We start from the raw sequence: 11967 nt of genomic DNA on the forward strand, positions 1-11967 counted from the left end.
CGGCACCCTCCCCATCACCACCCCCACCGGGTACAGCAAAGACACCGACGAACCACCCTTCTAACGCACGCTTGCCCAGGGTCGGGTGAGTCCGGGGACGACGCACGAGAACGGCCGTGCGGATATCCGCACGGCCGTTCTGGTCGACTGTCTAGAGCACCTCTCCGACGATGTGCACGCGCACGTCGTTGGTGGTGCCGGGGATTCCGGGAGGGGAACCGGAGATGATGATGACCTTCTCGCCGATCTGCGCCTTTCCGGTCGAGGCGAGCACCTCGTCGACCTGGCCGACCATCTGGTCCGTGTGCGTGACGCGGTCGACCACGTAGGACTCGACGCCCCAGTTCAGCGCCATGCGGCGGCGGATGGCCGGGTCGGGCGTGAACGCCAGGATGGGGATCGTGGACCGCAGCCGCGACATCCGTCGCACCGACTCACCCGACTCGGTGAAGACGCACAGGTACTTCGCCTCGACGAAGTCGGCGACCTCGACCGCGGCGAGCGTGATGGCTCCGGCCTGCGTGCGCGGCTTCGTGCCGAGCGGGGGGATGCGCTCGAGTCCGTGCTGCTCGGTGGACTCGACGATGCGGGCCATGGTCTGAACGGTGACGACGGGGTACTCGCCGACGCTCGTCTCGCCCGAGAGCATGACCGCGTCCGCGCCATCGAGCACGGCGTTGGCGACGTCGGAGGTCTCCGCGCGCGTCGGCACGGGAGCGTGGATCATCGACTCGAGCATCTGCGTCGCGACGATGACCGGCTTGGCCAGGCGCCGGGCGATCTCCACCGTGCGCTTCTGCACGATCGGCACCGCCTCGAGGGGCAACTCGACGCCCAGGTCTCCGCGGGCGACCATGACGGCGTCGAACGCCTCGATGATCTCCTCGAGGTTGTCGACGGCCTGGGGCTTCTCGATCTTGGCCACGACGGGAACACGACGTCCCACCTCGTCCATGATCTCGTGCACGCGCTCGATGTCGGCGGCGTTGCGCACGAAGCTGAGGGCGATGATGTCGGTGCCGAGCTCGAGGCCCCAGCGCAGGTCGGCCTCATCCTTGTCGGAGAGCGCGGGCACGTTGACCGCGACACCGGGCAGGTTGATGCCCTTGTTGTTGCTCACCGGTCCGGCCACGATGACCTTGGTGGTCACGACGGTTCCGTCGGTCTCGATGACCTGAACGCGCACCTTGCCGTCATCGATCAGCAGGAAGTCGCCGGGAGCCACGTCCTGGGGAAGGCCCTTGAAGGTCGTGCTGACGATCTCCTTGGTGCCGACGATGTCATCGATCGTGATCTTGAAGATGTCGCCCTCGGCGAGGTCGTAGGGGCCGCCCTCGAACTTGCCCAGGCGGATCTTGGGCCCCTGCAGGTCGACGAGCACGGCGACGGCGCGACCGGAGTCCTCCGTGGCCTTGCGCACGTTCTGGTAGACCCCCTCGTGCACGTCGTAGCTGCCGTGGCTCAGGTTCATGCGGCAGACATCCACGCCGGCGTCGATGATCGCCCGGATCTGCTCATAGCTCGAGGTTGCAGGCCCCAGGGTTGCGACGATTTTCGCGCGTCTCATGTGTGTGTTCTCTACTCCGTGGTTGTCGATGCCCATGGGAAACGGGCGTTCGGGTGTCAGTCAGATGGTGAAGCCGCGGTCGGTGGGGCCCACAGGCGACGGGAGTTCCGTCTCCCCCTCAAGGTACCTGTCGACGGCCGCTGCCGCAGCCCGGCCCTCGGCGATGGCCCACACGATGAGCGACTGGCCGCGACCGGCGTCGCCGGCCACGAACACTCCGGGCTCGCCGGTCTCGTAATCGCCGTCGCGCACCACGTTGCCGCGGCCGTCGAAGCCGAGCTCGAGCTGGCCACCGAGGTGGTCCTGCTCCGGCCCGGTGAAGCCGAGCGCGAGCAGCACGAGGTCCGCGGGGATCTCGCGCTCGGTACCCGCCTTGGGAACGCGCCGGCCGTCGATGTACTCGGTCTCCGCCACGCGCAGGGCGCGCACCTCGCCGGCCTCGTTGGCGAGGAACTCGACGGTCGAGGCGAGGAACTGGCGATTGCCGCCCTCCTCGTGGGCACTGGTGACCTCGAAGAGCGTCGGATCCATGGGCCACGGCTGGTGTTCGGGGCGTCCGCTGGAGGGCTGCTGCCCGATCGCGAGGTTGGTCACGGATGCGGCCTGCTGGCGGTGGGCGGTTCCGATGCAGTCGGCCCCGGTGTCACCGCCACCGATGACGACGACGTGCTTGCCCTCGGCCGTGATCTGCTGCGCCACGACGTCGCCGGCGCCGACGCGATTGGCCTGCGTGAGGTACTCCATGGCGAAGTGCACGCCCGGCAGGTCACGCCCGGGGATGGGCAGGTCGCGCGGCACCATGGCGCCCGTGGCGACCACGACGGCGTCGTAGCGCCGGCGCAGCTCGTCCCAGGTGATGTCGACGCCGATGTCCACGCCGGCGCGGAAGCGGGTGCCCTCGGCCGTCATCTGGGCGAGGCGCGCGTCGAGGTGGCGCTTCTCCATCTTGAAGTCGGGAATGCCGTAGCGCAGCAGTCCGCCGATGCGGTCGTCACGCTCGAACACGGCCACGGTGTGGCCGGCCCGCGTCAGCTGCTGGGCGGCTGCCAGGCCCGCGGGGCCCGATCCCACGACGGCGACGGTCTTGCCGGTGAGGCGTCCGGGCGGATGCGGCTGCACCCATCCGTTCGCGAAGGCCTGGTCGATGATCGAGACCTCGACCTGCTTGATCGTCACGGCGGGCTGGTTGATGCCGAGAACGCACGCCGACTCGCACGGAGCGGGGCAGAGTCGGCCGGTGAACTCTGGGAAGTTGTTGGTCAGGTGCAGGCGATCGATGGCCGCCCGCCCCTCGCCGCGCCAGGTGAGGTCGTTCCACTCGGGGATGAGGTTGCCGAGCGGGCAGCCCTGGTGGCAGAACGGGATGCCGCAGTCCATGCAGCGTCCGGCCTGACGGCGCAACTGTGCGGAGTCCCCGCCCTCGTAGACCTCTTTCCAGTCCATGAGGCGCACGGGCACCGGTCGACGTGCGGGCAGTTCCCGCTCGGGGACCTTCAGAAAACCTTTGGGGTCAGCCACGTGGCGCCTCCGATCCGTTCAAGCGGTCCGCTTCGTTCATGTGGGTGGCCGGGTGCGTTCCCGGGATGCTGAGCTCAGCCACCGGTCACCTCCAGGATCCTGTTCCAGACCACGTCGCCATCGGGGTCGAGCCCCTCGGCCACGGCGGAATTGCGGGTCTCCAGCACGGCCGCGTAGTCGCGCGGCAGCACCTTCGTGAAGCGGTCGAGCGCCGCATCGCCCTCGGCGAGCATCCGTTCGGCCAGGGCCGAGCCGGTCTCGAGCACGTGCTGGCGCAGCAGGTCGAGCACGATCTCGCGATCGGCGCTGCCGAGTGCGGTGAGCTCGAGCTCGCCGCTCGCGAGGGAGTCGGGGTTGACCCGGTCGGTGTTCAGGTCGTAGACGTAGGCGGTGCCGCCCGACATGCCGGCGCCGAGGTTGCGTCCTGTCGCGCCGAGGATGAGGGCGAGGCCGCCGGTCATGTACTCCAGCGCGTGATCGCCCACGCCCTCGACGACGGCGGTCGCACCGGAGTTGCGCACCAGGAAGCGCTCCCCCACCATGCCGCCGATGAAGAGGGTTCCCTGGGTGGCGCCGTAGCCCATGACGTTTCCGGCGATCACGTTCTTCGACGGCTCGAACACGCTCGTGCGCGGCGGGCGGATGACGATCTGGCCGCCCGAGAGACCCTTTCCGACGTAGTCGTTGGAGTCGCCCTCGAGGCGCAGCGTGATGCCGCTGGGCATGAACGCGCCGAGCGACTGGCCGGCCGAGCCGTGCAGCGCCACCGAGATGGTCCCGCTGGGAAGCCCGTTCTCGCCGTACCGCTTCGTCACCTCGTGCCCGAGCATGGTGCCGACGGCGCGCTCGGTGTTGCGGATGGGCAGGTCGACGCTCACGGGAGCTCCGTGGTCGAGCGCGTCGGCCGCGAGGCGGATGAGCTCGCGGTCGAAGTGCGTGTCGAGCTCATGGTGCTGAGCGCGGGTGTTCTTGCGCGGCTCGGCGTCCGAGAAGTCCGGTCCGACGAGGATGGGAGCGAGGTCGAGCCCCGCCGCCTTCCAGTGCTGCACCGCGCCAGACACGTCGAGCAGGTCGCGGCGGCCGATGGCCTCGTCGATCGAGCGCAGGCCGAGGGCGGCGAGGTACTCGCGCACCTCCTGTGCGATGAACTCGAAGAAGTTCACGACGAACTCGGGCTTGCCGCTGAAGCGCTCGCGCAGCACGGGGTTCTGCGTCGCGACGCCCACGGGGCAGGTGTCGAGGTGGCACACGCGCATCATGACGCAGCCCTCGACCACGAGCGGGGCCGTGGCGAAGCCGAACTCCTCGGCTCCGAGCAGCGCGCCGATCACGACGTCGCGCCCGGTCTTCAGCTGGCCGTCGACCTGGACGACCACGCGGTCGCGCATGCCGTTGAGCATGAGGGTCTGCTGCGTCTCGGCGAGGCCGAGCTCCCACGGCGTTCCCGCGTGCTTGAGCGAGTTGAGCGGGCTCGCGCCGGTTCCGCCGTCGTGGCCGGAGACGAGGATGACGTCGGAGAGCGCCTTCGCCACGCCGGCGGCGACCGCGCCGATGCCCGACTGGCTCACGAGCTTGGTGTGCACACGGGCCGACGGGTTGGCGCGCTTCAGGTCGAAGATGAGCTGCTTGAGGTCTTCGATCGAGTAGATGTCGTGGTGCGGGGGCGGCGAGATGAGGCCGACGCCCGCCGTCGCGTGACGGGTGCGCGCCACCCACGGGTACACCTTCGTGGGAGGCAGCTGGCCGCCCTCGCCCGGCTTCGCGCCCTGGGCGAGCTTGATCTGAAGGTCGGTCGCGTGGGTGAGGTACATGCTCGTGACGCCGAAGCGTCCCGAGGCGACCTGCTTGATGGCGCTGCGGCGTTCGGGGTCGAGCAGGCGGTCGAGGTCTTCTCCGCCCTCTCCCGTGTTCGACTTGGCGCCGAGGCGGTTCATCGCGATCGCGAGGGTCTCGTGCGCCTCCTTGGAGATGGAGCCGTAGCTCATCGCACCGGTCGAGAAGCGCTTGACGATCGACTCGATCGACTCGACCTCATCGATCGGCAGCGGAGCCCTGCCCGCCGTGCCCAGGCGGAACAGGCCCCGCAGGGTCATGAGGCGCTCGGACTGGTCGTCGACCATCCGGGTGTACTCCTTGAAGATGTCGTAGCGGCGCGTGCGCGTGGAGTGCTGCAGCCGGAAGACCGTCTCGGGGTTGAACAGGTGCGGGGCTCCGTCACGGCGCCACTGGTACTCGCCGCCGGTGGCGAGGCGCTCGTGCACCTTGACCGCGGCATCCGCAGGGTAGGCGGCGGTGTGGCGCGCGAGGTTCTCGGCGGCGATCACGTCGATGCCCACGCCGCCGAGCTTGGAGGTCGTTCCGGTGAAGTACTGGTCGATGAACTCGTCGGAAAGTCCCACCGCCTCGAATGCCTGGGCGCCCGCGTACGAGGAGATGGTCGAGATGCCCATCTTCGACATGATCTTCAGCACGCCCTTGCCGAGCGCTTTGATCACGTTGGCGACGGCCTTCTCGGGGGTGATGCCCTGGATGACGCCGGCACGAACGAGGTTCTCGCACGTCTCCATCGCCAGGTACGGGTTCACCGCCGCCGCGCCGTAGCCAACGAGCAGGGCCACGTGGTGCACCTCGCGCACGTCGCCCGCCTCGACGATCAGGCCGACCTTCATGCGGTTCTCGGCCCGGATGAGGTGGTGGTGCACCGCAGCGGTCATGAGCAACGAGGGGATCGGGGCGAGGTCCTTGTCGGAGTCGCGGTCCGAGAGCACGATGTAGGTCGCGCCCTCCTCGATGGCCCGGTCGACCTCGTCGCACATGGCGTCGAGGCGATCACTCAGCGCCCGTTCGCCGTCTTCGACGCGGTACAGGCCGCGAATCGTGGAGGTGGTGCGCGATCCCGGGGACGGGTCGATGTGCTGGATCTTGGCGAGCTCGTCGTTGTCGATCACCGGGAAGGTGAGCGAGACCTGGTGCGCGTGCTCGGGCCCGGCGGAGAGCAGGTTGCGCTCGGGACCGACGGAGGTGCCGAGCGAGGTGACGACCTCTTCACGGATCGAGTCCAGCGGCGGGTTCGTGACCTGGGCGAACTGCTGGGTGAAGTAGTCGAAGATGAGTCGCGGACGCTCCGAGAGCACGGCGATCGGGGTGTCGGATCCCATGGCGCCGAGGGGTTCTGCGCCCGTCTTGGCCATCGGGCTGAGGAGGATGCGCACCTCCTCCTCGGTGTAGCCGAAGGTGCGCTGGCGACGCACGACGGATGCGGGCGGGTGCACGATGTGCTCGCGCTCCGGCAGTTCCGAGAGCGCGATGCGGCCATCGTCGAGCCACTGGCCCCACGGCTGGGACGCCGCGAGTTCTGCCTTGATCTCGTCGTCCTCGATGAGGCGGCCGCCCTCGGTGTCGACGAGGAACATGCGTCCGGGCTGCAGGCGGCCCTTGCGCACGATGGTGGCGGGGTCGATGTCGAGCACGCCGATCTCGCTCGCGAGAACGACGAGCCCGTCATCCGTGACGAGGTAGCGTCCCGGACGCAGGCCGTTGCGGTCGAGGGTGGCGCCGACGAGGCTGCCGTCGGTGAACACGATCGCCGCGGGGCCGTCCCAGGGCTCCATGAGCATGGAGTGGTATTCGTAGAACGCCCGGCGGTCCGGGTCTATCTCGGTCTGCTTCTCCCATGCCTCGGGAACCATCATCATGATGGCGTGCGGCAGGGAGCGCCCGGTGAGCTGCAGCAGCTCCACGACCTCGTCGAAGGACGCCGAGTCACTGCCGCCCGGCGTGACGATGGGCAGCAACGGCGAGAGGTCGCCGAGCAGCTCGCTCTCGAGCTGGGACTGGCGGGCGCGCATCCAGTTGCGGTTGCCCTGGATCGTGTTGATCTCGCCGTTGTGCGCGATCACCCGGAAGGGCTGGGCGAGCGGCCAGGACGGGAAGGTGTTCGTGGAGTAGCGAGAGTGCACGAGGGCGAGCTTCGAGGCGAACCGCTCATCGGAGAGGTCGGGGTAGAAGGGCTCGAGCTGCAGTGTCGTGACCATGCCCTTGTAGACGAGCGTGCGACACGAGAGCGAGGCGAAGTAGAGCTCGAGCTCGCGCTCGGCGCGCTTGCGCAGCCGGTACGCCTGGCGTTCCAGCGCGAGGCCGCTCAGCGGCTCTCCGTCGGGCTCCGTGTTCGCGCTGCGCACGTAGAGCTGGTGGATGGCGGGCATCGCGGCGCGCGCGAGCGAGCCGACCTCTTCAGGACGCACGGGGACCTCGCGCCAGCCGAGCACGACGAGGGTCTCCTCGGCGGCGATGGCCGCGAGGCGGCGCTTCACGGCGCTGCGCGCGGTCGGGTCGACGGGCAGGAAGGCGTTGCCGACGGCATAGCGGCCCACCTCGGGGAGGGCGAATTCCGCCACGGCGCGCAGGAACGCATCGGGAATCTGGGTGATGATGCCCGCGCCGTCACCGGTTCCGGCGTCGGAGCCGACGGCACCGCGGTGCTCGAGGTGGCGCAGCGCGTCGAGGGCCTTCTGGATGATGTCGTGCCCCGCCGTGCCGCGCAGCGTCGCCACCATGGCCAGGCCGCAGGCGTCCTTCTCGAAGGCAGGGTCATAGAGGCCCTGCGCGTCGGGGGTCGCGCTGAACCTGGAGAAAACTGGCGTGGCTGCCATGGATACCGCCCTCAGGAGACTGGTGGAGGCGGGACGACGTCGGCCCGGGAGGAACACGGCGGGTGCTCCCCGTAGGGATGCTGCCGAGAAGAGGACTGCGGGGTGCCCGGACCTAGCGTTGCGCACCGTTCGAGCTTGTGGCAACGGTATCGCGCGATTCGATCACGGGGGCGTCCTCGCCGGCCTCGATCTCATCGGTTGCCTCCGAGTCTACCTCAGCGTCGCCGTACTCCTCGTCATCCAGCGGCGGCGCCCACTCGCGACCGGGAACGTAGGGCGAGAGCTCGACGCCGGGGTGACGGCGGCGCTGCACGAGGATGAGCACGACGCCGATGAGGATCGCCGCCCACGCCGCCCAGATGTTGGTGCGCACGCCGAGGAAGATCTCGCTCGGGTCCAGCCGGATGGCCTCGAGCGGCCAGCGGCCGAGCCCGTACCAGATGAGGTAGACGCCGAGGGCCTTGCCCCAGCGCAGGTTGAAGCGACGCTCGAGCAGCACGATGACGGCGACGCCGATGACGTTCCAGATGATCTCGTACAGGAACGTGGGCTGGAAGAGCGTTCCGTCGGGAAGGCCGACCGGGAAGGCGGGGTTGTCCGACTCGATCTGCAGGCCCCATGGGAGCGTGGTGGGCTGGCCGAAGAGCTCGTGGTTGAACCAGTTGCCGAGGCGCCCGAAGGCCTGGGCGAGCAGCAGGCCGGGGGCCAGCGCATCCGCGAACGAGAAGAAGCGGATGCCGGTCAGGCGGCAGCCGATGTAGACGCCGATGGCACCGCCGATGAGCGCGCCGAAGATGGCTCCGCCGCCGTTCCAGATGCGGATGACCTCCCACGGATCGGCACCAGGGTAGAAGTAGTCCGACGGGTGGGTGAGCACGTGATACGCGCGCGCCCCGATGATGCCGAGCGGCACCGCCCAGAGGGCGATGTCGAGCACGATCCACGGTTCGCCGCCGCGTGCGGTGAGCCGACGGCTGGTCCAGACGGTCGCGACGATGATGCCCACGAGGATGCACAGCGCATAGGCATGCACCGTGATGGTCCAGCCGAACAGCGGAATGTCGAAGTGGTTCCAGTCCGGGCTCGGGATGCTGAGCGGTGCAATCACCAGGTCGTGCCTTTCGTCGTTTCTCGGGTGGCGGAGGGCAGGCCCTCGCCGCCTCGGGTCACCTTACCGCAGCGGGCTATGCCCGCAGGAGGGGCTAGGCGCTCTGCAGCGGGCGCTTGCCGGCGGCCAGGTCGGCGGCCAGGGCGCCAACGGCGTCGACGCCGCCCTCGCCGAGGGCCTTCACGAGGGCCGAGCCCACGATGGCCCCGTCGGCGTACTCGAGCACCTCGCGCACCTGCTGCGCGGTCGAGATGCCGATGCCGACGCAGGTGCTGTCGGCCCCCGCGCTGCGCAGCCGGTCCACGAGCACCCGGGCTGCGGCATCCACGTCGGAACGCGCACCGGTGATGCCCATGGTCGAGACCGCGTACACGAAGCCCCGACTGCGCCGCACGGCCTGGGCCAGGCGCTCGTCGCTCGAGGTCGGTGCCGCCAGGAACACGCGGTCCAGCCCCGTGCGCTCCGAGGCCGCGAGCCAGTCTGCGGCCTCGTCGGGGATGAGGTCGGGTGTGATGAGGCCCGCTCCCCCGGCGGCGGCCAGTTCGTCGGCGAAGCGCTCCGCGCCGAACTGCACAACGGGATTCCAGTAGGTCATGATCAGGATGGGGGCATCGACCTGTTCCGCGATCGAGCGCACCGCGGTGAAGCCGTCGCGCAGGCGGAAGCCGTCGGCGAGTGCCCGCTGGGTGGCGGCCTGGATGACGGGACCGTCCATGACCGGGTCGGAGTAGGGCAGGCCGAGCTCGAGCACGTCGACGCCGTTCTCGACGAGCGCGACCGCGGCGTCGATCGACGTGCCGAGGTTCGGGAAGCCGACCGGAAGGTAGCCGACGAGCGCTCCGCTGCCCTCGTCGACGCGGGTGCGGATCGCCGTGGCGACGGGACTGCCGCTCACGACTGCACCGCGCCCTCGTCGATGAGGTCGAAGTAGTGCGCCGCGGTCTCCATGTCCTTGTCGCCGCGACCGGAGAGGTTGACGAGGATGGTCGCGTCCGGACCCAGTTCCCTGCCGAGCTCGAGGGCGCCTGCGAGGGCGTGCGCCGACTCGATCGCCGGGATGATGCCCTCGGTGCGGCTGAGCAGGCGCAGCGCCTGCATGGCCGCGTCATCCGTCACCGGGCGGTACTCTGCACGGCCGAGATCGGACAGCCAGGCGTGCTCCGGCCCGACGCCCGGGTAGTCCAGGCCGGCCGAGATGGAGTGCGACTCGACGGTCTGGCCGTCTTCGTCCTGCAGCAGGAAGCTGCGGGCGCCGTGCAGCACGCCGGGGCGCCCCACGGTGATGGTCGCGGCCGTTCGGGGAGTATCGGCGCCCTCGCCGCCGGCCTCGAACCCGTACAGGGCGACCTCGGGGTCATCGAGGAAGGCGTGGAAGATGCCGATGGCGTTCGAGCCGCCGCCGACGCAGGCTGCCACGGCATCCGGGAGTGCACCGGTCAGCTCGAGCACCTGCTCCCGCGCCTCCTCGCCGATGATCTTCTGGAAGTCGCGCACCATCGCGGGGAACGGATGCGGGCCCGCCACCGTTCCGAAGATGTAGTTGGTGCTCTCGACGTTGGTCACCCAGTCGCGCAGCGCCTCGTTGATGGCGTCCTTCAGGGTACGCGAGCCTGCCGTCACGGGAACGACCTGGGCGCCGAGCAGGCGCATGCGGGCCACGTTGAGCGCCTGGCGCTCCGTGTCGACCTCGCCCATGTAGATGACGCAGTCCAACCCGAACAGGGCGGCGGCGGTGGCCGTTGCGACGCCGTGCTGGCCGGCGCCGGTCTCGGCGATGACCCGCGTCTTGCCGATGCGCCGCGTCAGGATCGCTTGCCCCAGCACGTTGTTGATCTTGTGCGAGCCGGTGTGGTTGAGGTCTTCGCGCTTGAGGATGATGCGGGCGCCGCCGGCGTGCTCGGCGAACCGCGGCACCTCGGTGATGATCGATGGCCGCCCCACGTAGTCCTTCAGCAGGCCCTTCAGCTCGGCGTCGAACTCGGGGTCCTCGCGGGCGAGCTGGTAGGCCGCCGACAGTTCGTCGAGGGCGGCGATGAGGGACTCGGGCACGAAACGACCGCCGAAGTCGCCGAAGTACGGTCCTTCTTCAGAGCGCAGTGACATCAGGCTTCCAGGAATTCTCGGAGGGTGGCTTCGGGGTCCTGCCCGCGCACGAGGGCTTCGCCCACGAGTACGACGTCGGCGCCGTCGGCCCGGTAGGCGGTGACGTCATCGGCGGCGGTGACCGCGGACTCGGCGACCCGGATCGCCCCGGACGGGAACTCGGCGGCGAGCCGGCCGAACAGCGTGCGATCCAGTTCGAAGGTGGAGAGGTCTCGGGCGTTGACTCCGATGAGGCGGGCACCGATGTCGCCGGCTCGGGCGAGCTCCTCGGCGCTGTGCGTCTCGACGAGCGCCGTCATGCCCAGTTCGCCGACGAGGCCGTGCAGCTCGGCGAGCAGCGGCTGCTCGAGGGCGGCCACGATGAGCAGGACGATGTCGGCCCCCGCCGCCCTGGCCTCGAAGACCTGGTAGGGCGTCGCGATGAAGTCCTTGCGCAGCACGGGCACGCGCACGGCCGCCCGCACGGCGGCGAGGTCGGCGAGCGAACCGCCGAACCGGCGCTGCTCCGTCAGGACGCTGATGGCCGAGGCTCCGCCGCGCTCGTAGGCGCCGGCCAAGGCGGCCGGATCGGCGATCTCGGCGATCGCTCCCCGCGAGGGGCTGGACCGCTTGACCTCGGCGATGATGTGCACCCGCTCACGCGGAGCCAGAGCGGCCAGTGCGTCCAGAGCCGGGGCGTGCGACAGGGCCGTGCGCTCCAGTTCTGCGAGCGGACGGCTCAGCCTGCGTGCCTCGGCGTCTTCGACGGCTCCGCTGGTCAGAGCGTCGAGCACGCTCAGTGTTCCTTCGACTGGTTCTTCGCTCCGCCGACGCCGTAGCCCGCCCGACCGAGGATCCAGCCGACGACCAGGCCGATGACGAGCAGCACGACCGCGGCCCAGACCAGCCACACCGCTTCGAAGAAGAAGGCCACCGTGCCGATGGCGACCGCGACGAGCATGATGATGACGGCGGTCCAGGCGGCCGGGGAATGCCCGTGTCCGGTCTCGACTGACTCTGCGCTCATGGTTCTCCTTCGG

General features: G+C 69.6%; 8 protein-coding genes. All 8 read right to left on the minus strand.

Translation table 11 applies throughout. The features are described from left to right. Positions 1–151 precede the first annotated feature (151 nt). Positions 152–1567 (minus strand): pyruvate kinase, encoded by a 1416-nt coding sequence (gene pyk, locus WDJ51_RS09475; RefSeq protein WP_337852209.1) that lies wholly within the window; start codon positions 1565–1567, stop codon positions 152–154. Between the two features lie 60 nt (positions 1568–1627). Next, complete coding sequence (locus WDJ51_RS09480) at positions 1628–3085, minus strand: glutamate synthase subunit beta (protein WP_337852210.1); 1458 nt, start codon at positions 3083–3085, stop codon at positions 1628–1630. A gap of 74 nt (positions 3086–3159) precedes the next feature. After that, positions 3160–7737, minus strand: a complete 4578-nt coding sequence (gene gltB, locus WDJ51_RS09485; protein ID WP_337852211.1) for a glutamate synthase large subunit — start codon at positions 7735–7737, stop codon at positions 3160–3162. 112 nt (positions 7738–7849) lie between these two features. Beyond that, the gene (lgt, locus tag WDJ51_RS09490; protein WP_443218478.1) at positions 7850–8845 is read right to left on the minus strand and encodes a prolipoprotein diacylglyceryl transferase; all 996 of its coding nucleotides are present in this window, start codon (positions 8843–8845) and stop codon (positions 7850–7852) included. Between the two features lie 94 nt (positions 8846–8939). Beyond that, positions 8940–9740, minus strand: a complete 801-nt coding sequence (gene trpA / locus WDJ51_RS09495; protein ID WP_337852212.1) for a tryptophan synthase subunit alpha — start codon at positions 9738–9740, stop codon at positions 8940–8942. Next, complete coding sequence (gene trpB, locus WDJ51_RS09500; protein WP_337852213.1) at positions 9737–10948, minus strand: tryptophan synthase subunit beta; 1212 nt, start codon at positions 10946–10948, stop codon at positions 9737–9739. The genes trpA and trpB overlap by 4 nt, the downstream gene beginning before the upstream one ends. Then, positions 10948–11721, minus strand: coding sequence for an indole-3-glycerol phosphate synthase TrpC (gene trpC, locus WDJ51_RS09505; protein ID WP_337852214.1), 774 nt, complete (start codon positions 11719–11721; stop codon positions 10948–10950). The genes trpB and trpC overlap by 1 nt, the downstream gene beginning before the upstream one ends. A 2-nt stretch (positions 11722–11723) precedes the next feature. Next, positions 11724–11954 (minus strand): DUF6704 family protein, encoded by a 231-nt coding sequence (locus tag WDJ51_RS09510; RefSeq protein ID WP_337852215.1) that lies wholly within the window; start codon positions 11952–11954, stop codon positions 11724–11726. Between the last annotated feature and the right edge of the window lie 13 nt (positions 11955–11967).

Origin of the sequence: Rathayibacter sp. YIM 133350 (genome assembly GCF_037404875.1) — a bacterium.
Classification (GTDB): domain Bacteria; phylum Actinomycetota; class Actinomycetes; order Actinomycetales; family Microbacteriaceae; genus Orlajensenia.

Excerpts from the sequence above, each read along its gene's own strand:
- pyk (WP_337852209.1), bottom strand. The coding sequence starts at position 1,567 with ATGAGACGCGCGAAAATCGTCGCAACCCTGGGGCCTGCAACCTCGAGC.
- gltB (WP_337852211.1), bottom strand. The coding sequence starts at position 7,737 with ATGGCAGCCACGCCAGTTTTCTCCAGGTTCAGCGCGACCCCCGACGCG.
- trpB (WP_337852213.1), bottom strand. The coding sequence starts at position 10,948 with ATGTCACTGCGCTCTGAAGAAGGACCGTACTTCGGCGACTTCGGCGGT.
- WDJ51_RS09510 (WP_337852215.1), bottom strand. The coding sequence starts at position 11,954 with ATGAGCGCAGAGTCAGTCGAGACCGGACACGGGCATTCCCCGGCCGCC.